26 protein-coding genes are annotated in these 25,584 nt (G+C 37.0%); 16 read left to right on the top strand and 10 right to left on the bottom strand.

From position 1 onward, the window contains the following. Positions 1-53: 53 nt before the first annotated feature. The 9 genes from ald (at position 54) to ABMA76_RS04890 (ending at position 9,476) form a co-directional block, all read left to right on the top strand. On the top strand, positions 54-1,163 hold the full coding sequence (gene ald / locus ABMA76_RS04930; protein WP_392860138.1) for an alanine dehydrogenase: 1,110 nt from the start codon (positions 54-56) through the stop codon (positions 1,161-1,163). 199 nt (positions 1,164-1,362) lie between these two features. After that, positions 1,363-2,604, top strand: a complete 1,242-nt coding sequence (locus tag ABMA76_RS04925; protein WP_392912504.1) for a hypothetical protein — start codon at positions 1,363-1,365, stop codon at positions 2,602-2,604. 249 nt (positions 2,605-2,853) lie between these two features. Beyond that, positions 2,854-4,455: an ABC transporter substrate-binding protein gene (locus ABMA76_RS04920; RefSeq protein ID WP_392912502.1), complete on the top strand. Its 1,602-nt coding sequence runs from the start codon at positions 2,854-2,856 to the stop codon at positions 4,453-4,455. Between the two features lie 13 nt (positions 4,456-4,468). Next, entirely contained in the window at positions 4,469-5,494 is a 1,026-nt protein-coding gene (locus tag ABMA76_RS04915; protein WP_392912500.1) for an ABC transporter permease, read from the top strand. Further along, the gene (locus ABMA76_RS04910) at positions 5,494-6,390 is read left to right on the top strand and encodes an ABC transporter permease (protein ID WP_392912498.1); all 897 of its coding nucleotides are present in this window, start codon (positions 5,494-5,496) and stop codon (positions 6,388-6,390) included. Before ABMA76_RS04915 ends, ABMA76_RS04910 begins: the two co-directional genes overlap by 1 nt. A gap of 11 nt (positions 6,391-6,401) precedes the next feature. Next, positions 6,402-7,364 (top strand): ABC transporter ATP-binding protein, encoded by a 963-nt coding sequence (locus ABMA76_RS04905; protein WP_392912496.1) that lies wholly within the window; start codon positions 6,402-6,404, stop codon positions 7,362-7,364. A 15-nt stretch (positions 7,365-7,379) separates the two neighbouring features. Then, positions 7,380-8,321: an ABC transporter ATP-binding protein gene (locus ABMA76_RS04900; protein WP_392912494.1), complete on the top strand. Its 942-nt coding sequence runs from the start codon at positions 7,380-7,382 to the stop codon at positions 8,319-8,321. Positions 8,322-8,434: 113 nt separating this feature from the next. Then, on the top strand, positions 8,435-8,959 hold the full coding sequence (locus tag ABMA76_RS04895; protein WP_392912492.1) for a hypothetical protein: 525 nt from the start codon (positions 8,435-8,437) through the stop codon (positions 8,957-8,959). 139 nt (positions 8,960-9,098) lie between these two features. Next, complete coding sequence (locus tag ABMA76_RS04890) at positions 9,099-9,476, top strand: hypothetical protein (protein ID WP_392912490.1); 378 nt, start codon at positions 9,099-9,101, stop codon at positions 9,474-9,476. A gap of 114 nt (positions 9,477-9,590) precedes the next feature. On the opposite strand, the gene rpmG is transcribed toward ABMA76_RS04890, so the two are convergent. Further along, positions 9,591-9,767: a 50S ribosomal protein L33 gene (rpmG, locus tag ABMA76_RS04885; RefSeq protein WP_021268365.1), complete on the bottom strand. Its 177-nt coding sequence runs from the start codon at positions 9,765-9,767 to the stop codon at positions 9,591-9,593. Between the two features lie 126 nt (positions 9,768-9,893). Here rpmG and ABMA76_RS04880 point away from each other — a divergent pair, with 126 nt between their 5' ends. Together ABMA76_RS04880 and ABMA76_RS04875 are read left to right on the top strand one after the other, a co-directional pair. Continuing rightward, entirely contained in the window at positions 9,894-10,190 is a 297-nt protein-coding gene (locus tag ABMA76_RS04880) for a hypothetical protein (RefSeq protein ID WP_392860124.1), read from the top strand. 123 nt (positions 10,191-10,313) lie between these two features. Continuing rightward, on the top strand, positions 10,314-10,580 hold the full coding sequence (locus tag ABMA76_RS04875) for a type B 50S ribosomal protein L31 (RefSeq protein WP_392860122.1): 267 nt from the start codon (positions 10,314-10,316) through the stop codon (positions 10,578-10,580). Between the two features lie 55 nt (positions 10,581-10,635). Here ABMA76_RS04875 and ABMA76_RS04870 read toward each other — a convergent pair whose 3' ends face one another. Beyond that, a complete protein-coding gene (locus ABMA76_RS04870) occupies positions 10,636-11,220 on the bottom strand; it encodes a hypothetical protein (protein ID WP_392909539.1) in 585 nt (194 codons plus the stop codon). A 239-nt stretch (positions 11,221-11,459) separates the two neighbouring features. Between ABMA76_RS04870 and ABMA76_RS04865 the strand changes: the two genes are divergently transcribed. Further along, on the top strand, positions 11,460-11,885 hold the full coding sequence (locus tag ABMA76_RS04865; RefSeq protein WP_392909537.1) for a hypothetical protein: 426 nt from the start codon (positions 11,460-11,462) through the stop codon (positions 11,883-11,885). Between the two features lie 28 nt (positions 11,886-11,913). On the opposite strand, the gene ABMA76_RS04860 is transcribed toward ABMA76_RS04865, so the two are convergent. The 3 genes from ABMA76_RS04860 to pyrE form a co-directional block, all read right to left on the bottom strand. Then, positions 11,914-12,945, bottom strand: coding sequence for a small ribosomal subunit Rsm22 family protein (locus tag ABMA76_RS04860; RefSeq protein ID WP_392909535.1), 1,032 nt, complete (start codon positions 12,943-12,945; stop codon positions 11,914-11,916). Positions 12,946-13,014: 69 nt separating this feature from the next. Beyond that, on the bottom strand, positions 13,015-14,286 hold the full coding sequence (locus ABMA76_RS04855) for a citrate synthase (RefSeq protein ID WP_392909533.1): 1,272 nt from the start codon (positions 14,284-14,286) through the stop codon (positions 13,015-13,017). 130 nt (positions 14,287-14,416) lie between these two features. Continuing rightward, the gene (gene pyrE / locus ABMA76_RS04850; RefSeq protein ID WP_392909531.1) at positions 14,417-15,049 is read right to left on the bottom strand and encodes an orotate phosphoribosyltransferase; all 633 of its coding nucleotides are present in this window, start codon (positions 15,047-15,049) and stop codon (positions 14,417-14,419) included. 179 nt (positions 15,050-15,228) lie between these two features. On the opposite strand from pyrE, the gene ABMA76_RS04845 reads away from it, so the two are divergent. The 3 genes from ABMA76_RS04845 (at position 15,229) to ABMA76_RS04835 (ending at position 19,085) form a co-directional block, all read left to right on the top strand. Beyond that, positions 15,229-16,593, top strand: coding sequence for a hypothetical protein (locus ABMA76_RS04845; protein WP_392909529.1), 1,365 nt, complete (start codon positions 15,229-15,231; stop codon positions 16,591-16,593). Positions 16,594-16,723: 130 nt separating this feature from the next. After that, positions 16,724-17,155 (top strand): DUF3015 family protein, encoded by a 432-nt coding sequence (locus ABMA76_RS04840; RefSeq protein WP_392909527.1) that lies wholly within the window; start codon positions 16,724-16,726, stop codon positions 17,153-17,155. A gap of 58 nt (positions 17,156-17,213) precedes the next feature. Then, positions 17,214-19,085 carry a DUF4105 domain-containing protein gene (locus ABMA76_RS04835; RefSeq protein WP_392909525.1) on the top strand — a complete coding sequence of 624 codons (1,872 nt, stop codon included), beginning with the start codon at positions 17,214-17,216 and terminating at the stop codon, positions 19,083-19,085. Between the two features lie 10 nt (positions 19,086-19,095). Here the strand turns inward: ABMA76_RS04835 and ABMA76_RS04830 are convergent, their stop codons facing one another. After that, complete coding sequence (locus tag ABMA76_RS04830; protein WP_392909523.1) at positions 19,096-20,448, bottom strand: hypothetical protein; 1,353 nt, start codon at positions 20,446-20,448, stop codon at positions 19,096-19,098. A gap of 81 nt (positions 20,449-20,529) precedes the next feature. On the opposite strand from ABMA76_RS04830, the gene sfsA reads away from it, so the two are divergent. Next, positions 20,530-21,282, top strand: a complete 753-nt coding sequence (gene sfsA, locus ABMA76_RS04825; protein ID WP_392909521.1) for a DNA/RNA nuclease SfsA — start codon at positions 20,530-20,532, stop codon at positions 21,280-21,282. On the opposite strand, the gene ABMA76_RS04820 is transcribed toward sfsA, so the two are convergent. From ABMA76_RS04820 to ABMA76_RS04805, 4 genes are all read right to left on the bottom strand, one after another. Further along, a complete protein-coding gene (locus tag ABMA76_RS04820; protein ID WP_392909519.1) occupies positions 21,277-22,098 on the bottom strand; it encodes a hypothetical protein in 822 nt (273 codons plus the stop codon). The two genes, sfsA and ABMA76_RS04820, sit on opposite strands and share 6 nt — an antisense overlap. Positions 22,099-22,195: 97 nt before the next feature. Next, the gene (locus tag ABMA76_RS04815) at positions 22,196-23,236 is read right to left on the bottom strand and encodes a quinone-dependent dihydroorotate dehydrogenase (RefSeq protein ID WP_392909517.1); all 1,041 of its coding nucleotides are present in this window, start codon (positions 23,234-23,236) and stop codon (positions 22,196-22,198) included. Continuing rightward, positions 23,236-24,159 (bottom strand): hypothetical protein, encoded by a 924-nt coding sequence (locus tag ABMA76_RS04810; RefSeq protein ID WP_392909516.1) that lies wholly within the window; start codon positions 24,157-24,159, stop codon positions 23,236-23,238. Before ABMA76_RS04810 ends, ABMA76_RS04815 begins: the two co-directional genes overlap by 1 nt. Continuing rightward, positions 24,156-25,553 (bottom strand): hypothetical protein, encoded by a 1,398-nt coding sequence (locus ABMA76_RS04805; protein WP_392909514.1) that lies wholly within the window; start codon positions 25,551-25,553, stop codon positions 24,156-24,158. Before ABMA76_RS04805 ends, ABMA76_RS04810 begins: the two co-directional genes overlap by 4 nt. Positions 25,554-25,584 lie beyond the last annotated feature (31 nt).

The raw sequence follows: 25,584 nt of genomic DNA, 5'->3' as shown, positions 1-25,584 counted from the left end.
TTGCCTCATAAATTTTATGAGTATTTTAACGCCTTCAATTCAATGGAGTTTTTATGATTATTGGTGTTCCTAAGGAAATTAAAAATAACGAAAATCGCGTAGGTCTAGTTCCAGGTGGTGTAAGACAACTTATCCACGATGGTCACGAAGTTTACGTAGAAACTAATGCTGGTGTTGGAATTGGTATTTCTGACGAAGCATATATTCAAGCTGGTGCAAAGATTCTTCCATCACTTGAAGAAGTATTTGAAAAATCAACAATGATCATCAAGGTTAAAGAGCCTCAAGCAAGAGAAATCGCTCTTTTAAAACCTCACCATATTCTTTACACATACCTTCACCTTGCGGCAGATGAGCCACAAACTAAAGGTCTAATGGAATCAGGATCAACTTGTATTGCATACGAAACGATCCAGCCAGCAGATGGTTCACTTCCACTTCTAACTCCAATGTCAGAAGTTGCAGGAAGAATGGCAACTCAAATTGGTGCTGCTTACCTACAAATTGACCACGGTGGAAAAGGTGTTCTTCTAGGTGGTGTACCTGGTACAAGAAGAGCAAAGGTAACTGTTATCGGTTGTGGTGTTGCAGGAACTAACGCAATTAAGATGGCAATGGGTATGGGTGCAGATGTTACTGCAATCGATCTATCAACTAAGCGTCTTGCTGAACTTGATGATCTATTTGATAACAGAATTACTACTCTATTCTCTAATATCGACAATATTGAAAAAGCAGTACAAGAGTCAGATCTTGTTATTGGTGCAGTTCTTGTTCCAGGAGCAAAGGCACCAAAGCTTGTAACAAGAGAGATGATCTCTAAAATGGAAAAAGGTTCAGTAGTTGTTGATATTGCTGTTGACCAAGGTGGATGTATTGAGACTTGTAAGCCAACAACTCACCAGAATCCAACTTTCCTAGTTGATGGTGTTGTTCACTACTGTGTTGCAAATATGCCGGGAGCCGTTGCTCAAACATCAACTTATGCTCTAACAAACGTAACTCTTAAGTATGCTCGTATGATTGCAAAATACGGTGTTGAAGAGTCAGCGATGATGGACGATGCATTCAAGAAAGGGATTAATATCTACAAAGGTAAACTTGTGTACAAGCAAGTTGCTGAAGATCTAAATCTTGAGTACACTCCACTTAATCTAAACTAAAATTTAAAATATTGGCCCCAACCTGGGGCCATTTTCTTACCAAAAATCGTTTCGCCCATAAATATCCACAATAAATAACTGTCATTTTTCTCAAAATATCTTACATCTTGCGGTTAATTTAAAATTTACCACCCTAATTTTTTCAATTTCACTTAAAACTCGATAAAAACTCTCAACTGTTATTTTTTAAGGGGGAGAAATGTCAAAAATTCTAATCGGGCTTATGCTCGCATGTTACACTCTCGCTGCGAATGCAAGCGATCATCAATTAAACTTCTCATTCAATGGTGGTGATAATGATGTACAAGTACTAGCTAAGGAAGTTGAAGTTACTAAGTACAAAGAAGAGCCATACGAAGGGACATGTTACCGCCAAATTCCATACCAAGAAACAGAGTGTGGATATGAAACAGACTACCGTAGAGAATGTCGTTGGGAACCAAGCCGTCAAATCTGTGAAACAGATTACGATTACCAATGTCGTTATGAAACAAAATACCGTCGTGAATGTACACGAGGACCTTCAAGACAAGAGTGTCGTACCGTTCCTGGGCAAAGAGTTTGCCGTACAGTAAATGGAAGACAAGAATGTCGTCAACGTGATAGCCGTCGCGTGTGTGAAACAAAGCCAGGACGCGAAATTTGTCGTTCAGTTCCATACCAAGATCGTGTTTGTCGTAATGTACCAGTAAGAAGATGCCACACTCGTCCAGGACGAAATGTATGTGATAATGTTCCTTACCAAAAATATGTATGTCGTGATGTAACGAAGTACCGTTCAGAGCCGTACTCTTGTACAAAGACTCGTACAGTTGCTTACAAAGAAATGGAAAATGTAACTCACAAAATAAAAGTACAATACCTTGGTGCAATTGATAAGGCCGATGCTAACTTCACACTTAAGTTTAGTGATGAACTAAAGAGCTTTGATACTCTTGTACAAAACTTAAATAAGGAAGCGACTCAAGTTAATGTCCAAGTATCAGACTTCACGAGATCTTCTGATTACAATTATGAATCAACACTTAAAGTAGAGTTCTTCGATCTAGATGAGGCCAAGGCTCCAATTTTAGTTAATCCAGAAAACGTAAAAGTTGGAATCAAGGGTCAGTTTGAATTAGAGCTTTCTAACTTCAAAGAAGGAATGGATCAGCTTAGAGCAGAGATCGTTGTTTACGATAAAGAAAAGAAGAAAATTCACTTTAAGAAAACAATTGATCTTCTAACTTTCAATAAGTCTCTACTTGATAATGGAAATATTCTATTCAAAGAAGAGCTAAAGAAGCATGGTTTTGAAAAAATTAAGAAATTTCCTCTCGGGCCATTTGAAAAGGCACGTGAGCTTAAGGTTACACTAACATTCTTCCCACTGGTATCAAAAGTTCCAGGGCAAGAGCTAAAGTCTGTAACACACACATTAAATACAAAAGCTAAGTTTTAATAAATTGGCCCTTATTTAAAATAAGGGCCTTCTTCAATATTAGGGAATTGATGAAGGCCACTTATAATAAAGAACCCTCTGCTATCGCGTAGAGGGTTCTTCTATTATTTTTTCCTCACAATAATCTAGTAAAAAGAAGTTATATTTAATCAAATTGCCGCTAGGCATTGTTTACGGAAGCTTAAATGCTACGTATCATTTTAATTAAACAAAATTTAATTTAATTTATTTTAAGTAAGGGAGAGAAGAATGCTTAAAAGCTTAATGGCCACATTAATGATGGCCACACTCGTTGTCTCATGTTCAGGAAAGAGCGGTGCCAATAAATCAACTTTTGTTTATTGTTCAGAGGGCTCTCCTTCTGGCTTTAACCCACAGTTCCTAACAGATGGCCCATCACATAATGCTGCAGTCTACCCTCTTTATAATCGACTTGTTAAATTTGAAACGGGATCGACGGATATCATTCCCTCAATTGCTGAGAGCTGGACGATTTCTGACGATCAGCTAACTTATACTTTCAACATTAGGAAAGATATAAAATTTCACTCAACAAAAGAGTTCAGGCCAACTCGTAATCTCGATGCGAGTGATATCGTTTGGTCATTTAATCGCATGTTCAAGAAAGATCACCCATACCACAAAGTAAGTGGAGGGATCTACGAGTATTGGGATGGAATGGGAATGAGTAATATTATTAAGAGTATAGAGCAAACAGATAAGTATCAAGTTCAGATTTCATTACACCACCCTGAGGCTCCCCTACTTGCAAACTTTGCCATGGCCTTCACTAGTATTTTATCTCGTGAATATGGTGAAAAAATGTTGGCCGCACAAACTCCAGAAGTTCTGGATCGAAAACCAGTTGGAACGGGGCCATTTATTTTTAAGTCTTACCAGAAAGATACGATGATTCGCTACGTTGCTAATGAAGAATACTTTAATGGTGTTCCAAAAATTAAGCGAATGGTTTTTTCAATCACACCTGATGCCTCAGTTAGAACGCAAAAACTTGTGGCCGGAGAATGTCACCTTGCAACTCAACCTGCGCCAACCGATATTGCTGCACTTGATGCAAATAAGGACATTACTGTTCTTTCAGGGCCAGGGCTAAATGTTGGTTATCTTGCTCTAAACACACAAAAGAAGCCATTTGATAATATTCACGTAAGACGTGCCATTAACTATGCACTTAATCGAAAAACATATATTGAGCCAATCTATCTTGGTTATGCAACAGTTGCTAAGAACCCAATGCCACCAACAATTTGGGGATATAATAACAACATCAAAGATTATGACTACAATATTGAGATGGCCAAAGAAGAGTTAAAGAAAGCAGGACTTCCAGACGGCTTTAGCACAACTCTTTGGACGCTACCTGTTTCACGTCCATATAATCCAAATGGAAAGAAGATGGGTGAACTTATGCAAGAAGACCTTGCTAAGATTGGTATCAAAGTTGAGCTGGTTACTTACGATTGGCCAACTTACCTAAAGAAGGCCCACGCAGGTGAACATGCAATGCTACAAATGGGTTGGACTGGTGATAATGGAGATCCTGATAATTTCCTATATATGCTTCTTAGTTGTGAAGGCGCGAAGGCCGGCTCAAATTATGCTAACTGGTGTAATAAAGATTATGACCGCGAGGTTATTGCGGCCAAGCGCCTAAGTGATAAGAAAGAAAGAGCGGCCCACTATATGAAGGCCCAAGAAGTATTCAAAAAAGAAGTTCCTTGGATCACTTTATTCCACTCAACTGTACACCGTGCAATGAGAAGTAATGTGAAGGGATATAAGATTCACCCGTTAGGAAATGATATTTTCGATAAAGTTTCACTAGAGTAATTTAGATTAATATATGAAAAAATTCTTAAAAAAACGCTTTTTACAGCTAATCCCAACACTCATTGGGATTAGTTTATTTTCCTTTATAGTTGTTCGCTTAGTCCCTGGAGACCCTGTTCTACTTTTACTAGGAGAACGTGGGGCCGACCCAAAGGTCTATGCGGCCATGCAAAAAACCCTAGGACTTGATCGTCCAATCTTGGAGCAATACTTCATTTATATGAAAAATATCTTCACTGGTGATTTTGGAATCTCCATTGTAACGAAACAAACTGTTATCAATGAATTCTTCTCACGTTTTCCTGCGACTTTAGAGCTTGGAATTTGTGCCATGATCTTTGCCATCCTAATTGGAATACCAGCAGGTGTTTATGCCGCTTTAAAGCGTAACTCCTTCATGGACTATCTTCTAATGGGAACTTCACTCGTTGGCTATTCAATGCCAATTTTTTGGTGGGGATTAATTCTCATTATTATCTTCTCCGTTAATATGGGAATCACACCAGTATCGGGAAGAATGGATGTTCTCTTTGACGTCCCTAGAGTCACAGGTTTAATGTTAATCGACACACTAAATCCAGAAGTGGTTTCTTTTGATGGATTTGCACCTTTTACATCAGCTATTAAACACCTCATTCTTCCAACAATTGCCATGGGGACAATTCCCCTTGCCGTCATATCTCGTATGACGAGATCAAGTGTTCTTGAAGTTTTAAAAGCACCTTATATCCAAACGGCCAAGGCCAAGGGCCAGAGCTATCAAAAGATCGTTTGGAAGCACGCCGTACGAAATGCACTGATACCAATTGTTACAGTAATCGGTCTTCTCTTTGGAAGTATCATAACTGGTGCCATCCTAACTGAGACAATCTTTTCTTGGCCAGGTATTGGCCGCTGGCTTGTCGCAAGTATTCACGCCCGAGACTATCCTGTAATACAAGGCGGAATCCTCTTTATTGCTCTGATGGTTATTTTCATCAATATGTGTGTGGATATTATCTACTCAATTGTTAATCCAAAAATTTCAGGTTCTAAATAATGGAAGCGCAAAATACTCAAAACTCAAATGTAACAAATATCCAAATTCTTAAAGAGTTTATTGATCACTTCAGTGACAATAAAGGAGCAGTCTTTGGTCTCGCTCTTGTTTTTGGCTTTATCATAATTGCACTTCTAGCACCCTTAATCGCCCCACATGGTGCAAGTGAAATTTTCCCAGGACAACTTCGTATACCTCCATTTTGGGCAGAAGGTGGATCATTCCAATTTATTTTAGGAACTGATGATCTAGGACGAGATGTTCTAAGTCGTCTTATCTATGGTGCTCAAATCTCTCTCTTTGTTGGTATCTCAATTGTTCTAATCTCAACATTAGTAGGTACCATGCTTGGCCTTATAGCCGGATATTTTGGCGGCAAAACGGATGCTGTTATTATGCGACTCATTGATATCCTCATGGCCTATCCAAGTATCTTACTTGCCATCATTGTCGTTTCAGTTATTGGGCCAGGACTTATGAATGCAGTCTTTGCTGTTGCTCTTGTTAGTATTCCTTCATTTACACGTCTTATTCGTGCAAATGTTTTAGAGATTAAAAACCTTCAGTACGTACAAGCAGCAAAAACATTTGGAGCCTCTCCTATTCGCATCATGCTCAAAGAGATTTTACCAAATTGTATGGCGACATTAATTGTTCAAGTAACACTTGGACTGTCAGAAGGAATTCTCTCTACTGCGGCACTAGGCTTTCTAGGACTTGGTGTCCAGGCACCGACTCCTGAATGGGGAATCATGCTAAGTGATGCAAGACCTTATATTCAAAGTGCACCTTGGCTAGTGACTCTTCCAGGTCTTTGTATTCTGGCCGTTGTTCTTGGACTTAATCTTTGTGGAGACGGACTAAGAGACGCTCTCGACCCTAAACTTAAACGATAAAGAAATAATATATGAGCTTATTAAAAGTAAAAAACTTAAATATACAATTTAAAACCAAAAAAGGACTCATCCACGCCGTTCGCAATGTTTCATTTGAAGTTGAAGCAAGTGAGACACTAGGAATAGTTGGAGAATCTGGTTGCGGTAAGAGTATTACTAATATGGCCATCATGGGCCTTCTTGATGATAACGCCGTTGTAACAGCTGATGAGCTGAGTTTCAATGGAGTTGACCTGCAAAATCTTAACGAAAAATCATGGCAACAAATTCGTGGTGGTGACATCAGTATGATTTTCCAAGATGCCATGAGTAGCCTCAACCCATGCTATACAGTTGAGAACCAAATTGAAGAAGTCCTCCTCATCCATGAGCCACGCCTTTCTAAACAAGAACGTAAGAATCGCGTCGAAAGACTACTCATTCAAGTAGGAATTCCTGCGCCAAAAGAGCGTATGAAGGCCTACCCACATGAGCTCTCGGGGGGGATGGCCCAAAGAGTAATGATTGCCATGGCCATCGCCTCAAGCCCAAAGTTTTTAATTGCTGATGAGCCTACGACGGCCCTTGATGTAACTGTTCAACAGCAAATCTTGGAACTCTTAGATGAAATCCAAAAAGAAACTGGCATGGCAGTTATCTTCATCTCTCATGACCTTGCAGTTGTTAAGGACTTTACGCAAAATTTACAGGTAATGTATGCAGGAGAAGTAATTGAAAGAGGCCCTACAATGGCCGTGATCAACTCTCCTCGACATCCGTATACATCAGGGCTTTTAAAGTCAATTCCATCATTTACGAATGATATCAACGCTCCTCTTTACTCAATTAAAGGAATGGTTCCAGACTTAGGAGATCGCCCTACAGGTTGCCAATTTAGAAAGCGTTGTGAATATGCGACAGAGCAATGTGAAATACTACCAAAGCTTGTGATCCACGACGATCGCTCCCTTCGTTGTATTCATCCATTAAATTAAGAATTAGGTATAAATATGATCGATACAATTACAGTAAATGATTTAAAAAAGTATTATCCAGTTGGAGATAAATTCGTTAAGGCCATTGATGGGCTAAGCTTTACTCTTCAAGAAAGAACAACTCTTGGAATTGTTGGTGAATCTGGTTGTGGTAAGTCGACTCTTGCAAAATGTCTGATGGCACTTGAGCAACTGACAGATGGAAGTATTACAATTGGAGGAAAAGACTTCTCAACTCTTTCATCAAAAGAGTTATATAAATCCATTCAAATGGTTTTTCAAAACCCTCTTGAATCACTAAATCCAAGAAAGAAGGCATGGGAGATTATTGCAGATCCACTTCTTATTAATGAAAAAGTAACAAAGAAAGAAGCTTTCGAGCGTGCTTGTGAATTAATGGAAACAGTAGGCCTTCGTCGAGCACATGCTCATAAATATCCACATATGTTTAGTGGAGGCCAGCGCCAAAGAATTGGTATTGCAAGAGCACTTATCTTAAAACCAAAAGTTTTAATTCTCGATGAGCCAGTATCGGCCCTTGATGTTTCGGTTCAGGCACAAGTTTTAAATCTATTAAAAGAACTTCAAGAAGAGTTTAACCTCACTTATATTTTTATTTCACACGACCTCTCTGTCGTTCGCTATATCGCAGATAAGGTTCTCGTCATGTACCTTGGAAAGGTTTGTGAATATGGAAAGAGTAAGGTTATTTTCAATACTCCTCAGCATCCATATACAAAAACACTTTTAAAGTCAGCTCATGCTGTTGAAAATGAAGTGATTAAAACATTTCCTCCACTAAAGAATGTAGAACTTCCCTCTCCTCTAGATCCACCTACAGGGTGTAACTTCCATACTCGCTGTCCTCTTGCAGTCGAGCATTGCAAGAGCAAAGTTCCAGATTGTCGCCATATCGACAGCAGAGATGTCTTTTGCCACGAAGTCATTGAAAAATAGATATGATATAGGCTTCCATATGGAGGCCTTTTTTTGTAATTATTTCAACTTATTTTTATTTAATATCGAAAACTGCTATAAGCCTTCAAACAGAAAAATGAAGGAGAGACCTGATGAAAAAAATCATCACTAAAGCACTAGTTGTTGCAACGATTTGCTCTACAGTAGTAGCATCAAGTTGCTCTGAGCAATATCAAGCAGATATCACTGCATACAATAATAACAAGCTAATCAAATCACTTAGAAAGAATACGTCGGCTTACCATGCGGTGACAGCAATAGGTCTATATATGGTTGGTGTTCCTGCATTTCCTGCATACTTTGCTCTCCCACTCGTTGGATTGGCGCTAACATCACAGCAGAAAAAACTTAAAGGCTATGTTCAGTTCTTCAACAGTGCAGAATCTCAACAAAAACAAGCAGCACAATTGCAAACAAAGCTTGCAAAGAAAGGTGTTGATGTATCGACAGAAGAAATTATTAACGAGCTTGTGATGCTAAATGAAACCGGTGCTCTTTGTGATGGATCAATTTTCTACACAATGACTGGTGGACATCGTAACGACAATAGAAAGCGCAAGGCAGTTAAAGCGCCTTCACAATATCAAGTTATTAAATACCTAAAGAAAGCTCTTTAAAAGAAAGGATAGATAAATTAAAGCAATAATTTTACTGACACTAACATCTTCGGTATTTGCAAATTTTTGTGCTAATGAAACACTCTTTGACCCAAGCTGGCCAAAGAACGAAATTACGAATGTTATTAAGTGTAATCGCGTGAAAGCAAAGTCTTATGTTCTTGAAGAGAATATGCTACTTGGTGAAGTCGCTTGTTTTGGAATCATTAAGGAACATTTTACTGACTATAAGACTACGACATTTAAAGTTTCATTTTGGAATACAGAAAAGAATTACGAAGGGCTAAGCATTATTCCAACGATCCTTGAGAACGGAAAAATGTTTGAAAAGGCCAAAGTAGAAGTTGAAGATAATGGAGATACATATCTCTCATATAAAGACCCAAGCCGTGGTTACACAACAGAAGTTGACTTCAATCTTGATAACCCTTCTTCAATGAAGGTCCATGTCTTTAATAAGAAATTCTTTTCAAAGAAGTCGATAGAAACAGCTGAATACGAATGTCAGTTTGAATAATAGATAAAAAAAAGCCTCGCATTGCGAGGCTTTTTTTATATGTAAATTTGAAAAATAGGCAAAAAAAAGCCTCGCAATGCGAGGCTTTTTTATATGTAGATTTGAAAAATCAAATTACTTAATTTCTTTGTGAAGTGTATGCTTTCTTAAGAAAGGATTGTACTTCTTAACTTCAAGTCTCTCTGGATGAGTCTTTTTGTTCTTAGTCGTTGTGTAACGAGATGGAGTTTGTCCATTCTTTCTCGCTTCTGTACACTCAAGTGTAATAATAACTCTTGGCCCCTTTGCCATAACTGCCTCCTAAAATATATAAAACCTTAAAATTGTTTTCTCTAATTGATACAAATTACAATTCGTAGGTTAGAAACTTACTAGAAATACATTGTCATGGCAAGGGCCAACTGCTAAAAATACAGCATGGAAACACAAAATCTTGTAAATCTAAAGAACTGGAACTTCGCTCACTTCAATAGCGAGCACTTTAAGTCATTCATTGGCATGACTGGAGATGTCCAGGAGGTAGATGGGCAAATCAAAGAGCTCATCCTCTATTCAGTTACCGTTGTTGACGGTGAAGACATGGAAGTATTCCAACGAGATTTCAGCTCTTTAAAGAGCGCTATTGACTTTATCAATGAAAAATATGGACATTGGCAATTCAATGATCCTACCGACAAGTCTGGCGGAGGCTGTGGTTCTTGTAGTGCTCACTAGGAAGTACTGGAAGCACTACATTAGATCTTGACAAATGGTCCTATATGGGCGAAATTGCTCAAATCTCTAATTAATACTAAATCAGCATTGTACCAAGCAATGCAAAAGATAACGAGGTTTAAAATGAAAAAAGGTATTCACCCAGAGTACAGAGAAGTTCTTTTCCATGACATCTCTGCAGACACTAAATTTGTAGTAAAATCAACAATCAAAGCTGATTCAGAAGAAGAGTTTGATGGGAAAACTTACCCATACGTAAAGCTTGATATCTCAAGCCTTTCTCACCCATTCTATACTGGTAAAACTAAAGTTCTTGATACTGAAGGTCGTATTGACAAGTTCAGAAAGAAATTTGGTACTTCTTACGCTTCACTTGGTAAGAAAAAGTAATTATCGAATTAAATTTTTCGAATATAAAAGAAGCCTCGCAATGCGAGGCTTTTTTTTAGATACCTGTACAATTTGAGTAGTACGTATCAAATGAGATATTTGTGTCATAACCATACGGAGTATTCCAACTTGATCCGTTATAGACTCTAACCCCGGTATAAGACAAGTATCCAGGAGAAGTAATAGACATCGAAAAGTCCCCTCCTGCAGTATCTATGACAAGATAGTAAGTCTTCCCAACTTGAAAAGGAACAGGAGAAGAAAAGTAGAGATCATGCTCAGTTGTAGGATCGGCGCTCCCAAGCCCACTAGTCAAAGTTGCAGTCCCTACAAGTGTTCCATCATCAGGAGTATGTGAATGTGCTTCTTCAAGATCCTTATAAACTCTAACGGTAATAGAAGTTAGATTTTCAGATGACATAAAAAGTCGAATTCGATCCATATAAATAGTTGCTCCTATTATTCCATTCATCCACAACTCTTGCGCCACACGCTGGCCGGATGTTAGATCCACTGAATAACCTGGCCCTGAAATATCTTCACTTGAAGGACAGTGGCCAAAAACAGAATCTAAATCATCCTCAGACACACAACTGGCCATAGTAGCTAGCATAAAAAGTAACATGATAATTTTCTTCAAGGCCCTCTCTCCTTTGTCTTAGTTAATCACTCAAATACTATTCGGCGTGACTAAATAAAAAAATGAGAAGAAAAATTTGTAACATACTGATATCATTGAACATATCAGAATGGAGATAATATAAAATTGAGTGATTGCGTAACAAAGCTTAAGGAATCATCTACAAAAAAACTTTGGTTACACTTATGGTTAAAAATTTATTCCATGTTAAAATTTTAAAATATAAAGATAGGACTTCTATGCATAATATTTTATTTCTCTCATTATTTCTTCTTACAAACTCGGCATTGGCAAACCTAGATAATAAGATCAATTATATTGCCGATATTCTTATCAAAGAGCAGTACTTAATCAACGACTCGAAAGAGCGTGCAGATTTTGTAAAAAGACAATTGATAGAAAAGTCTGCAAAGAGTTTAGATAATAAGAAACTAGAAAAAATTATTGATGACAACACAAGCTTCGTTGATATCAAAGAAGAAATCAAAAAGCGCATTAAGGCCAATTACACAGAAGACGAAGTTAATCGACTTATGGCCATTCTTGAAACGAAAGAGATGAGAAAACTAGCTAAAGATGTTCTCTCCAAAGTCTTAACGATTCCACACTTTAAAATGGATAAAGAAAAAATTATCTACGAAGTTAAAGAGCTAAAAAGTAAATAATGGGCAAGCTTAAATAAGCGTCGCCCTTCTATTCAATCCCTTCAACTTCAATCGTCTTCACTCGTACTGTAGAGTTTTCTAATTCTTTATCGATCGTATAGCGTACACTTATTCCTGAAGAGATCTCTTCTAGTTGCTTGACGACTTTCTTTTTAAAGAGCTTCTTTGGAACTTCCAAAGTAACAGACTTATTATTTTCATCACAAACATCCCAAAGAAATGCATGCTTAACATTCTTTTTGAGACGGATAATTCTCGCTTGTCCGGCCTTATCTTCAACATGCTCAAGTGCATAGAAGTGAATGGTTGCAGGCATAACCTTACGGTCTAGTTTTGCGACTTGTGATAGAGATTCTAGTTCAAAATCTAATGATGTTTTAATTGATTGGTGGCACCAGTCATCGATTCCTTCAAGAGGGCAAGTCCCTTGTCCCATGCAAGGATATTGAATCTTATAATCAATAAGTAGAAGTTTCTTTCGAAGAGCAAGCAAGTCCTTAAAAACATCCTTTGTTCCTGGTTCAATACAGATAATGAACTTAGGATTATAACGTTTAATGATTTTAAAGGCCGCAGGCATTCCCATCTCATTAATAGAGTTTCCAAAGATAAGAGTTCTTGGCTCATCATCAACATTTGGAAGAGTCTGAGAAAAACCAATTTTAGAATTTTGAAAATACTCATCATTCAGCTTATTGGCCTGATCAATCATAAGCTTCGATTCATCAACTCCCGTAAATGAAAGAGCATCTGAAAATAACTCACTGGCCGCAAAGGCATAAGTTCCAGGCCCTGTTCCAATATCTAAGATATGAGTTTTAGATATTTCGGCCTTCATCTGCTCACTTAAATGCTCAACTAAGAACTCAAGTTTTAGAGCATTTGTAGGAAAATAAAACGATGTATAAGCACTGATTAAATCTTCATCAGAATAATTATTCTTAAGCTTGGTACGCTCGCTTGTAAATTGTGTTGATTGAGTTCCAATGAGTTTTGCAAGCTGTTGCTTATTAAGATTTGGATTTAAAAGACTCTTTAAGATTTTATCGTATTCAAACATTCCTACTTCCTAAAAAAAAAGGCCCAAGAAGTCCTTGGGCCTCTATTTAATATGCTTTAAAAGATTATACTATCTTTTTTCAGGTGCTACGTAATCTCTTTCGTTTTCACCAATATAAACTTGGCGAGGACGTGAGATACGTGCTCCATCTTCTCTTAGCTCTTTCCACTGAGATAGCCAACCTGGAAGACGTCCTAATACGAACATTGCTGTAAACATATTAGTTGGGATTCCAAGTGCTTTGTAGATAATACCAGAGTAGAAGTCTACGTTTGGATATAGGTTACGCTTAACGAAGTACTCATCTTTAAGAGCAACTTCTTCAAGGCCTTTGGCAATATCAAGAAGTGGATCTTCGATTTTAAGCTTAGTAAGAATTGTATCACATGCTTTCTTGATGATCTTTGCACGTGGGTCAAAATTCTTATAAACACGGTGACCAAATCCCATAAGACGGAATGGATCTTCCTTGTCTTTCGCTTTCTCGATGAATTTTTGGTAATCACCACCATCTTTCTTAATTTCTTCAAGCATTTCAAGAACTGCTTGGTTTGCACCACCATGTAATTGTCCCCAAAGAGCTGTTACACCAGCTGCAATAGAAGCAAATACGTTAGCGTGTGAAGAACCTACAACTCTTACAGTTGAAGCTGAACAGTTTTGCTCGTGGTCTGCGTGAAGAATAAGAAGAGTATCAAGGGCGTCTGCAACGTCTTGATCTACTTCACCATCAAACATTAGATTTAGAAAATCCGCAGAGTAGTCAAGTTTAGCATTTGAAGTAAGTGGGCTTTTTCCCATCGTCTTGCGATAGAATTGCGCCATCATTACTTTTACTTGTCCCATCAGTTGAACAATTGCTTTATTCTTGATTTCTTCTGTTGCTTCTGGATCTAGGAACTCTGGGTAGAAACCACTTAGAGATGAGATCGCAGCAGCTAGAACACCCATAGGGTGAGCAGAACCAGGGAATTGGTCGATGATTTTTTCAACACCACCTGGCAGCTTACTATAAGCAGAAATTTCTTTATTGAACGCATCTAGTTCTTTAACAGTTGGAAGTTTTCCATTGTAAAGAAGGTATGAAACTTCAGCAAAGTTTGAAGATTCAGCAAGTTGTTCAATTGGGTAACCACGGTATCTTAGAATACCCTTTTCTCCGTCTAAGAAAGTAATCTTTGACGTACATGATCCTGTGTTAACAAAACCAATATCTAAAGTAATTGCACCAGTTTGTGCTCTTAGCTTTGAGATGTCTAAAGCGACTTCGTTTTCAGTTCCTTTGATCACAGGAACTTCAATAGTTTGACCATTGATTTCAATTTTTGCACTATCGGCCATTTTATTCCTCCAAAATTTAAGTTGGATATAACTTAAATACGTTAAAAAATACGAATTAAATTAAGTAGATACATATCTTTTTTTGCTAAATCTGTCGACACGTCTTGCGTCTAAAATGCACAGCGTTGCATTAATTCTCCCAATTATCTGGGTCTTGCTGCCATTTCATAAGAAGGGCGTGGCCTCTTTCTTCGATCAATTTTTGCGACAAACAAATATCGGCTAATTGACTCAGATTTATTAAAGAAAAAACCTCAATTCCTAACTCTTTGGCAACTCTTTTGGCATTGGGAGTTTGGTAGTCGACCAAACACAGCACAGAGTCTACCACATGGCCATTCTCGCGAATAAGCTTAATGACTTTTTCAATACTTGAGCCCTGATTAACGAGGTCTTCCACTAAAAGTAGTTTACTATTTTCGCCAACTTTTCCTTCCACTACTTTACCAGTGCCATGGGCCTTTGGCTTTGAGCGAACGTAATTCATTGGCTCACCACGATGATATGCTAACGCTGCTGCGTGAGATATACCAGCAGTTGCAACACCTGTGATAAAGTCATAAGAAAGTTGATTTTCGTCAATCTGCTCACTCATTAATTCAATAGCAAGCTTCCACATTTTTGGGTCTGAAGACATAAGACGATTGTCGCAATAAATAGGCCCTGTTTTACCAGAAGCGTATTTAAATGGATTTTGTGGAGAAATTTTAATTAAGCCAAATTTTATCATCTCTTTTACAAGAGCGACTGTCTTTTCCGTCATGCTAACCCCTTTAAAATAGTTTAAACAAATTTATCCATCTTAAAAAGTCGAATTCTTGTATAATTACCAATTGTTTGCTTATTTTTTTTACTAACTAAATTTTATTATTTCAATAACTTACCGATGTAGAGAATATATTTTGAAGAATTGATTATTTAGTTGATTAAAGGAGTACGTTTTTGAAAGCATTATATATTTGTGATGAAAAAGATGAATGGGGATATATTAGAGATTCATTCTCTAATTGTTTTCCAAATATCCAACTTCATTGCGCAATTAGTGGTGATGATGCAATTGACCTATTAAGTTTTGAAGGTCCATTTGCCATGATCATTATAGAAGTTTCTCTTAAAAACGAAGACCCTTCTCAACTAGCAGGAAAGATACTTTCTATTACCGGTCAAAGGCCATTTATATTTATTGGTATGGAAGCAATGATCAAACAAAGAATTCCTGATGCTCTGTATGCACGAAGTGAATCAAGCTCGGCCCTTTTACGCCCTATTGAAGAAGAAGATTTTATAGCCGCAGTAAATAAGGCCCTCGCTTGGGTAAAAAGTGAAGACTTTGGCTCAAGCATCGAAGAATTCGAAGAAGAAGACTTGCTACCAATGAAAATTCGTGGCTTCTACTTATTTGATACTATCGCCTATGATGTCTACCTAGAGCTAACACAAACGAAGTATACGAAGATCATATCAGCTAATAAGAAGTACTCTCATTCAACAATCCACTCTTACGCAAGAAAGAATATCAAGGTTCTCTATTTAAAGAAGAACGATTATTTAAAATTTCTAGAAGAAGGAATCGAGAACCTACTAAAAACATTTGAAAGTAGAAAGAAACTACAAGACTCAGAAGTTATTGAGAACCAAATTAAGGCGGTTCTTCTTATTCACCAATATGTAAAAACAGTTGGTGTATCTGAGAATGTCATCAAGTTATGTGATGAAGTTATTCTTTGCAGTCGCGATATTATTCTTGAAAATAAGAAGTATCGTAATGTTCTTTCATTATTTCCAAAAGGGCCATTTGATGTTGCAACACAATCAATTATGACTCTTTATTTATCTCACTTTATTCTCCAGGCGCTAGGCTGGGCCTCTGAAACTTCTAAGAAGAAACTTGGACTTGCTTCACTTCTCTATGATTCAATGCTTGATAACGAAGACCTTGCTTCGATTCAGTCTCTTGAAGATCCGCAGCTTAAAATGTTTAAGGAAAGTGAGCAGGAAAATTATCGCATCCACCCTCTTAAGGCCGCCGAAATTGCACAACATTTCACAGGCTATCCTGAAGCAGACTTTGTCGTGGCCCAACACCACGAAAAACCAAAGGGAGATGGCTTTCCTAATAAGCTAAGTACAAATAAGCTAACGGCCCATTCATGTGCATTCATCCTAGCAAATAACTATATTTTAAAGTTATGTACGAGTACTGGTGGCAAAAAAAACTTATTAAATATCTTCCGAGAAATTAAGGAAGTTTATAATCAAGGTAACTTTAAAGACCCGCTTAATGCTCTACAAAGGACGATTCTGTAAATTAAAGATTTCTTAAAAATGGAGAAATTTTACACAATTAAAAACGAGTAAACTTTAATTTACATTCGTCCTGAGTAAACTAAACTCTTTGTATTGTTTTACAAATATCTCAATATTAAGGAGTCTATTGATGAAAAAACTATTATGCGCAGCTCTTTTTACAGTTGTTACTTCTTCTGCAATGGCAGCTCACGGGCCAGCTGGTTGTGGTCTTGGTGCAGTAATTTTCGAAGGAAAGTCAGGACTAGCTCTTAACGTATTAGCAGCAACAACAAACGGTATCTTTGGTAACCAGACATTTGCAATGTCAACAGGTACTCTTGGTTGTGAAGACGCAAAATCTGCGCGTGTTGCAGCTGTTTCATTTGTAGAAAACAACATGATCGCACTATCAAGTGATATTGCTCGTGGTGAAGGTGAAAGCCTAGATGCATACCTTGCACTAGTAGATGCTCCAGCAGCTAGCAAAACTAGCCTTAAGCAAAACTTTGATATGATCTTTGCTGAAAATGCTGACGCTCAAACAATCCACAATAACATCCAATCTGTTTTAGCGATGTAATATGATGGCCTACAGTGAAAGCTGTCGGCCATTTTTAATACGCCAAAGATGATTAAGAATGAAATTACTTTTTACTGCAACACTACTCACCTTTGTCTTTGGACAAACTTCCTACGCAACGTGGGCCCCCTCTAGCTTAGGCTCTTTTTCAAAGTCACAAAAGTGGTTAAAGCTTATCCGTTATGAAAAAGGACTGCTCGGTTACGAATCTCTTGTGAAAGCGAATGAGTACTTTCTCTCTAAAGAGGGAAAAACTTCACCTCTCCAAGAGTTAAAGAAATCAATCTCAGGCATTGAATCTGCTGCAATTGAAGATATGAATAATCATCCGAAGTGTCTTTTCCCTGCAAGATTTATGCTTTTAAAAGAACATAAGTTAATTAATCAGTCTCTTAATTTAAAGGACTGTCCTGCTTATCAAGCTTATATTGAAAAAATCGATATCTCATCTGTATCAATCATTTTTTCTTCTTACTTTATCGAGAAGCCAGCTTCAACTTTTGGCCACACTTTCTTTCGTGTTCGATCAAGGTCTTCGGAAAACCAAGATAATGATCTCTTAGACTATGGAGTCGACTTTAGTGCAAAGGTTGATACTATCAATCCTCTTGTGTATGGATACAAAGGGATCTTTGGTGGGTTTAAGGGCATGTATGCCATGATGCCATACTATGTAAAAGTTAAAGAATATAATAATATGGAATCAAGAGATCTTTGGGATTATGAATTAAACCTAGATAAGAAAGATCTCATTTATTTTCAGGCCCACCTTTTTGAAATGAATAGGGCCTATTTTGATTACCTCTACTTCACGAAGAATTGCTCTTATCATATTTTGGCCTTCGTTGATGCCATAAGAACAGATTGGAAACTAATCGACAATATTGATACTACTGTTCCACCTGTTGATACGATCTATGCTCTCTTCAAACAAAATGATATCGTAAAGAATATTAAAGTTAGGCCTGCTTCTTATACTAAGTTAAAGGCAAGATATAATAAGATGACTCCTAAGCAAGTTGAACTTTTTAAAGTACTTGTAAAGAACTCAAAAAATATTAGCAATATCAAAGATAATCCAAAGGAGCTCTTTGTTCTTGATACTTACAACCTCTATGTGGACTTTAAAAATGCTGATGTAGATGCAACCAAGTCCTTAAAGAATAAAGAGAAGAAAGAGTATCGAACAAAGAAGTTTCGTATCAATAGTAAGCGTGCAAAACTTGCATCAAGGTCACAAGATATTAACTATGATTTTCTTATGCCAAAGTCCCCTGATAAGGGCCACCACACAAATCAGATCACTCTAGGCTCTAGTTTTGATACACATGGTGAATACCTAAATTTTGAATTTCGTGGCGCCCTTCACAATGCGCTCGATCGCCAAGATGGCTACCTGCCAATGTCTACAACAGAACTAGTTAACTTTAAACTTGATTACAATCGCTATCAAGAAGATAGACTCAGACTAGTTGATGCAAAGCTTGCCCGCATTGAGGCCCTAAGGCCCGTTAGTGTCTTTGCAAAGAAGCTTAGCTGGCAATTTGGTTTTGGATTTGCTGAAAGCTTTACATATCAAAGTCGTACGCTAAACCCTTATCTCGACTTTGATCTTGGCTACACACTTGGAAATGAAACATTTGCAGTAGCAGCACTTATCGCTACTCAAAACTCGTATATCTACGAATCAGATTATGACTATGCTCTAAGTTATGGACCAAAGCTAAGACTTATTTATTCAGGTAAGTACTTGTCATGGCAAGGAAGCTATCAGTACGTCTTTAGGAACCACACGAACTTAAATAAGCTCCATGAATGGAATACTGAGGCAAGGTTTCACTTCACTAAGAATGTAAGCCTAAAGATCGCCTATGAGTACTATGATAGTATTTACCAGAGAGCAATGGCGGGATTAAATTATTTTTACTAATTAATATAAGTTAAATTTTTATTGTTGCCAGCGTTTCAATAATTTTCTTATATGTATGCTTAGTAAAACGCTCACGTAATTTGGTGATAACATCTTCAACATTGATTTTCTGACGATCTTCAATTCGCTGATAAATCTCTTCAGTGAATGCTTCAGCAATAATAAGAACTTTTGCAAGTGGCGAGATATCATCTTTGAAACTTGTGGCAAAGCCAAGTCCATTTGAAGTACCATGATGCTGCATAATAATAACATCAGCACCTAGTGGACAAGCAGGATAGCGCCTAATAGCATCCGCGGCTTCAGCAGCGTGATTAATAATGATTTCCTTATCCTCTTCAGATACTTGAGGATCAAAGATAATTTTATCTTCATACATAAGATCAGGATATTTCTTATACACCTGAACAAGGTACATATCATGAAAGTAGAGAACGAATTTAAGCTTTTCTTTGTGAGCAGGGCCACCCCACTCAACATTCTCAAGAATATGAGAAGAAACATAACCTGCAATAATTGAGTGACTATAAAGAAAGCCCGATTTAAGAGCAGCTAGATCTTTTAGAATTGATTTAAGGTCTGGCACACTATCGATAACTTCTTCCATTGTATCCATACACATTTGAGATAGCTGGACGACTTCTTTAGTCACGCCTTCATCTTCAAATAATTGCTCTGCAATCGCATCAATACTCTGCTCAACAAAATCAAGAGACTCTTGTTGTGGTGTCTCTGGTGTTACTTTTTCCATACTTTCAATAAGTAGCTCTGTAACTCTTTTCGTGAAAGCAAAACGCTCTCTTGCAGGAATGAGAAGATGGGAAACATTCTGATCCAAAAACTCTCTTACCTTGGGCCAAACATCACTGTCTGTATCATAGATTTTAGTCGGAGTTTTAACACCATCATTTTCAAGCATATAGTATGTGTCACAAAAAGCTTTATTAAATGGAAAAAAGAGACGAATTGGCATTTCATATAACTCTTCAGTTACAACGGCCAAAACTTCTCTTGGTGTTATTTTTAAGCATTCAAAAATATTTTGTAAAATTCCCGGAATATCAAATTGATTCTTTACGACATAATTTTCATCTGGAACAAGATCCCCTTCCCCAATGACAATTGAAGGGATGTCACGATCATTTTCAATAAGGTTATGAAAGGCCAAAAGCGCCGTATCTTCCTCACCAATGGATGCCATTGTTACGAGTAAATCAATTGGAACCTCTGTGTCTTCGATATGAATAAGCGCCTCATCTAGTGATGACGTAAATATTAAATTCAACTCAGTATATGTTTTGAGATTTACACTATAAATTGAATTTAAAACTTCATTGTCACAAATAACTAAAGCGGTTTTCACAAAGTCCTCTTAAAATGATATCGTATTGCTAATTGTAACATATAATTACAGATGCTTAGCAACTTGCACACAAGGAAAAATATGCAATTTAAAGAAAATGAATTGGTTTTAGGAACAATTATTGAACGCTATAAACGTTTTTTATTAGACTTTAAATTGGATAAGAACTTTAAAGAGTATAAGTCTAAGGATACCTTAACTGCCCACCTCGCTAACACAGGAAGTATGAAGACCTGTTGGGAGCAGGACTGGAAAGTTCTCATGACTCACTCAGATGATCCAAAAAGAAAACTTAAATTTTCTGCTCAAATGATATCTAATGGTGACTCTTGGATTATGGTTAATACTGGGCTGACAAATAAAATTGTTCAAGAGGGCCTTGAATTAGGAAAATTTAAAGAGCTTAAAAATTATGAATACTTTAAGAGTGAAGTAAAAATAGGAAAAAGTAGAATTGACTTTCTCTTAAGTAATAAAGAGATCGATAAGAAAGATCTACAACTTGAAGACTCAAGCTTTAAGTATAACTTTGTTGAAGTAAAGAATGTTACTTTAAAAGTTGGTGAGCAAGCTCAATTTCCGGATGCAGTCTCAACTCGTGGACAAAAGCATCTTGAAGAGCTCATGGCCTTAAAAGAGCAAGGCCATGAAGCAACAATGCTCTATATTATTTCACGCGAAGATGTGAAAAGCTTCAATGTTAGTGATATCGATAAGGAATACAAGAGATTACTAATTAAGGCCAAAGAAGTTGGGGTACAGATACTCGCCTATCAACTTAGTTTAAATGAGAACGAAATAGCAATTGCAAAAAAATTGAAAGTTGTCCTATAAATTAGTGGATTCAAATTTCTCAATATGATTTGCGAGCTGAGAGTAAACGCGACTCTCGTTTGGAATCTTTGTCAGAAGATGATTGAATTTCTGCAGGTTATCTTTATTAATAAAGCGATAAAGCTCTTTTGTAATAAGAGAGTTCTCATTACTACGACTAGAAGCTAAGACCGTTACAATTTGATCACTTATTTTATCTTTAAATTCTTTAGATACTGCATATTTTTCTAACTCTAAAATAATAAGTGAATGAAGATCTTTTCCGTACACTCCTTGCGACAATTGAATAAGTGCATTTAATGATCTCAGATCACTCTTTTGTGTACTTAATAGTAAAACAAGATTCTTCTTTAAATCTTCATTTCCAAGGTCAATAAAGTCTAAAGCTGTTGTGATAATAGAATGAGAGCGAAAGCCTCTTTTTAATGTGAAGTTATATAGTTGATTGATATTTTCATTAATCTTGGCCGTTACAAAATCACCATACTTATCATAATTTTCAGAAACCTCTTCACTTGTGAAGTATTCCTGACAAATATTTCGCATACAACCCTTGAGTTTAGATAAAGACTCTTCATAAGACTTATACATATGCATGTCCTCAACCCTTCTCTTCTTTAGAGCGCGTGCCGTAACGTCATCAGACAAGGAAGCAATAGATCGTTTAACAAAATCAGGTGAGCGATCAACATGCTTATAAGGGTTCGCACCACTGCCAAGCTCTTGCTTAAGAGTACTCTCAATATCACTACTCGTGAAAAATACAAATGCACTTAATGATGCAATAACGACAGTATGAACTAAGCCTTTAATCATTTCTTTCCTTAAATGTTTAACCAACCTTTTTACTCGTTTCGGTTAATTTTAGGAAAAAATTAAATTTTAGTTTTAGTTCATATGTAAATTTAATAACTTACAATGAATATAAATGATGATAGTGCTCAATTAATTGCTCAACACAATTAAATCCCTTTAATTCCATATCATTTAAGATGGCCTTATTTAGATCTTGTAAAAGCTTTGGACCTTGAAAAACAAATGCAGAATATACTTGTAGGCACCTTCCCCCATCACGCCAGTATTCCACAACGTCTTCATAGGATGAAAATCCACCTACACCGATGAATTCTAAACTAGGATACTCTTTCATTTTATCAAGACAGGCCTTACGAATTCCACGGGCCTTTTTAAGTAGAAGCTTTCCAGAGACACCACCGACTCCACGCTCCTGCATAATAGTCGTATTAGTAGCAATAATCCCTGTAAGTCTATAATCACTTGCAGCTTTGATAATACTGTCAATCTCATCTTCTTCGATATCAGGAGATATCTTTAAATAGAGGTCGACCTCACCTTCTTTGCGCTCAAGAGCTGCAAAAATCTTCTCTAATGATTCACGTGTTTGATGAGAGCGAAGTCCTGGGGTATTAGGAGAAGAGACATTAATGACAATATAATCAGCTAAGTCTTTAAAATCCTGATATAGAGATGCGTAGTCTTCGTAAGCAAATTCATCTGGCGTATCCTTGTTCTTACCAATATTCACCCCTAAAGGAATTGAACGCTGGGCCAAGCGAACCTGATTCTTAAGAAACTCTCCACCTTCATTATTAAAACCCATGCAGTTGCGAATCGACTCTTCTTCAATATAGCGAAAGAGTCTTGGCCTCGGATTTCCGGCCTGTGGCCTAGGGGTAACTGTTCCAACTTCTACCGCACCAAAACCAAGGTTTGAAAGAAATTGATAGCCTCGACAGTTTTTATCAAGACCAGCAGCAAGTCCAATAGGAGTTGCCCAAATATTGTTTCCAACTTTTAATTTTAAATTATCACGACGATAGCTTGGAAAAATTTCAGACATAACTGGAAACTTTTCCATCAGATCAATCGTTAGGTCATGAGCATCTTCAGCATCTAGTTTGAATAAGAAATTGCGTGCAAGAGAATAAATCATTAGTACAGCTTAACAAAGTCACCTTCGTGAACAGAGCCTCCAGAGTGTAGGATACCAATTGAAGCGTCTGCACCGATAAAGTCGACAATCTCAATTGTTCCTTTGATCTCCCCTTTAGAAACACCAATGAGTGCCCCTGTCTCAGGATCATAAATATCAACACCTTCAGTTACAACTTTTAAAACGTCACCGATATTAAGCCCCGAATCTCTTCCAGCATTAATATAGATATTATTTCCAATAATCTTTGCAACACGGCCTATCCATTCTAATTTTTGGGCCGTATCAAGAATCCTTGGGATTGATTTTCTAACAGAAACCTTTGTTACATAACGAAGAAGATCTTGGCGATACTTTGACTTAGAGTCTCGATCAGATTTAAAGAAACGATAGCTATTATCATCAGCATAACCATCGAGAGTATCCGTATAGATTTCTTTATTTGAGTTTACATCATAAATTCTAATTTCAACTTTTGCTTCACTGTAGCTCTTTGTACTTCTAACAAATCCAACCTCATCAGACTTCTCTCTAACTCGGGCCTCAATAATTCGTCCAAAAATGACAAAGTTAACACCTTCACCTTTGGCCTTTCTTGTCATTTGAACCAGCTTAGAGCCACCTTGCGAATAAACTTGCTTAGATGAACCAAATAATCTTGCTGACATCGGATCAACGATAAATTGTCCTGTCTTTTGAAGTTCACGGCGTAATTCTTCAGTAGCTACAACACCTAGGTCTTGCCCTCCAAATGGGGATTCGTTGAAGAAAGTTAATAGTGCAACTTTCTTCTTAACACCTGTAAAGTGTTGACGCTGAGTCGTTCTTTCTTTTCTTCCGTGATAATCTCTTCTTTGCGGAGGTGCTAGAAGAGAACACGACGTTGTAATAATCAGTAAAATTGGCAATAAATACTTAATCATAGATTCTTGGCCTTAGTGGCTTCCTTATCTTCTTTAATAACTTTTCCATTCTCTCCAGCATGAATAATATTGAAGACAAATGGTAAATTTTCATCTCTTATAATTGAAGCTTGATCTGATAGCTTTGTGTTAGAAAACTTCTTTAATACATCCATGGCCTTATCTTTATCACCAGAGAATGTAATACTAATACTTACAACATTTTGAAGAGTTGAAGTAATTTGTGGATCAAAGAAGTAAACAACGCCCTCTTCCTTAAGCATACCTGCAAAATCAAAAGCTTCATTAATATTGCGAGTATTTCTTAGAACAATATCAAAAGAGTTCTTTACAGAGACTTTCTCTTTTATTGTTCTCTTTAGGCCTTTCATTTCAGAAATAGGTAGCTGATAAACAAAGCTTGCGATATCTGAACTTTGCTTATGTGGGTCTACTGTTGAGTACTGCTGTCCTTTGGCCTCAAAGTCTTTAAAGTTTACAATTGCTCCATCACGTAGATCCGTTAGGACAATCCCACCATAAGTTTGAATATTGATTTGTTTTTGCTTTTCGTCTTTAAATTCTTTTTCAAGAACAATATCAAGAGTTAGCATAAGTGAATTTCTTAATTCTTCCTGACGAGTCCCTAAGATTTCACCTTCGCTTGAGCGTAAAGTAGAAAGAGGCTTCTTTAAATGCTCAAAGATCTCTTGTCTTGTCGACGGATTGACAATTTCAATTCCTTCTAAAAAGACACCACCAATATTTCCCGTTAATTCTTTGATCCAATGGTCTTCTACAACATCTGTAAATTTAGATTTAGAACTTACCCCTACTTCTTCCCAAGTAAGGTCTTTAAGCTTGTAGTTGATATTTAGATATAGCTTAGTGAAGTTCCTTGTCTTACCTTGCCCGATATAGCGATAATAGATCTCAGAAACAAGTTTACGGTCAACTTTTGCATCAATATTGTAGTAGTGAGTATCTGCACGAGATAGAGACTTAGACATTTTCTTTACTGTATAAGAAGAGATGATCGAGTTAAATCCACCAAAAGAAGCACGTGCCTTAAGTCTCTTACTTCTTAATCCTCTTTCATATCTTTCAAGAGCACTACCTGTTAGAGTCACAGGATTCCCTTCTTCATCCACAGCACCAGTTTGGCGATCATATGTCTCTTTGATCGGAGCAAAGTACTCTTCGAATTGCGTTTCATAATTCTGCCAAAATGTCTTAGTGTCTAGACCTAGTTTTTCAAGCTCTGAATCAAGAACATTTCTAACTGCATTAGAATAAAGCTGCTCTTTAATAAAAGATAAAGAGTCTCCTGTTTTTGATGTGAACTGGCCTCTTGCACTTACTGATGCTGCAAGAGTATTTGTTGCTAAAAATAGCAATAATATTAGTTTCTTCATTATCCATCCCTAGATTTAAATATATCTTTAA

Origin of the sequence: Halobacteriovorax sp. ZH5_bin.2 (assembly GCF_043196375.1) — a bacterium.
In the GTDB taxonomy this organism is placed as follows: Bacteria; Bdellovibrionota; Bacteriovoracia; order Bacteriovoracales; family Bacteriovoracaceae; genus Halobacteriovorax_A.
The sequence above is the reverse complement of the archived record's forward strand: the minus strand, read 5'-3'. Positions and strand labels throughout refer to the sequence as shown.

What these genes read in the sequence shown, in the direction of transcription:
- ald (WP_392860138.1), top strand. Translation starts at nt 54, where the DNA reads ATGATTATTGGTGTTCCTAAGGAAATTAAAAATAACGAAAATCGCGTA.
- ABMA76_RS04925 (WP_392912504.1), top strand. Translation starts at nt 1,363, where the DNA reads ATGTCAAAAATTCTAATCGGGCTTATGCTCGCATGTTACACTCTCGCT.
- ABMA76_RS04920 (WP_392912502.1), top strand. Translation starts at nt 2,854, where the DNA reads ATGCTTAAAAGCTTAATGGCCACATTAATGATGGCCACACTCGTTGTC.
- ABMA76_RS04915 (WP_392912500.1), top strand. Translation starts at nt 4,469, where the DNA reads ATGAAAAAATTCTTAAAAAAACGCTTTTTACAGCTAATCCCAACACTC.
- ABMA76_RS04910 (WP_392912498.1), top strand. Translation starts at nt 5,494, where the DNA reads ATGGAAGCGCAAAATACTCAAAACTCAAATGTAACAAATATCCAAATT.
- ABMA76_RS04905 (WP_392912496.1), top strand. Translation starts at nt 6,402, where the DNA reads ATGAGCTTATTAAAAGTAAAAAACTTAAATATACAATTTAAAACCAAA.
- ABMA76_RS04900 (WP_392912494.1), top strand. Translation starts at nt 7,380, where the DNA reads ATGATCGATACAATTACAGTAAATGATTTAAAAAAGTATTATCCAGTT.
- ABMA76_RS04895 (WP_392912492.1), top strand. Translation starts at nt 8,435, where the DNA reads ATGAAAAAAATCATCACTAAAGCACTAGTTGTTGCAACGATTTGCTCT.
- rpmG (WP_021268365.1), bottom strand. Translation starts at nt 9,767, where the DNA reads ATGGCAAAGGGGCCAAGAGTTATTATTACACTTGAGTGTACAGAAGCG.
- ABMA76_RS04880 (WP_392860124.1), top strand. Translation starts at nt 9,894, where the DNA reads ATGGAAACACAAAATCTTGTAAATCTAAAGAACTGGAACTTCGCTCAC.
- ABMA76_RS04875 (WP_392860122.1), top strand. Translation starts at nt 10,314, where the DNA reads ATGAAAAAAGGTATTCACCCAGAGTACAGAGAAGTTCTTTTCCATGAC.
- ABMA76_RS04865 (WP_392909537.1), top strand. Translation starts at nt 11,460, where the DNA reads ATGCATAATATTTTATTTCTCTCATTATTTCTTCTTACAAACTCGGCA.
- ABMA76_RS04860 (WP_392909535.1), bottom strand. Translation starts at nt 12,945, where the DNA reads ATGTTTGAATACGATAAAATCTTAAAGAGTCTTTTAAATCCAAATCTT.
- ABMA76_RS04855 (WP_392909533.1), bottom strand. Translation starts at nt 14,286, where the DNA reads ATGGCCGATAGTGCAAAAATTGAAATCAATGGTCAAACTATTGAAGTT.
- pyrE (WP_392909531.1), bottom strand. Translation starts at nt 15,049, where the DNA reads ATGACGGAAAAGACAGTCGCTCTTGTAAAAGAGATGATAAAATTTGGC.
- ABMA76_RS04840 (WP_392909527.1), top strand. Translation starts at nt 16,724, where the DNA reads ATGAAAAAACTATTATGCGCAGCTCTTTTTACAGTTGTTACTTCTTCT.
- ABMA76_RS04835 (WP_392909525.1), top strand. Translation starts at nt 17,214, where the DNA reads ATGAAATTACTTTTTACTGCAACACTACTCACCTTTGTCTTTGGACAA.
- sfsA (WP_392909521.1), top strand. Translation starts at nt 20,530, where the DNA reads ATGCAATTTAAAGAAAATGAATTGGTTTTAGGAACAATTATTGAACGC.
- ABMA76_RS04820 (WP_392909519.1), bottom strand. Translation starts at nt 22,098, where the DNA reads ATGATTAAAGGCTTAGTTCATACTGTCGTTATTGCATCATTAAGTGCA.
- ABMA76_RS04815 (WP_392909517.1), bottom strand. Translation starts at nt 23,236, where the DNA reads ATGATTTATTCTCTTGCACGCAATTTCTTATTCAAACTAGATGCTGAA.
- ABMA76_RS04810 (WP_392909516.1), bottom strand. Translation starts at nt 24,159, where the DNA reads ATGATTAAGTATTTATTGCCAATTTTACTGATTATTACAACGTCGTGT.
- ABMA76_RS04805 (WP_392909514.1), bottom strand. Translation starts at nt 25,553, where the DNA reads ATGAAGAAACTAATATTATTGCTATTTTTAGCAACAAATACTCTTGCA.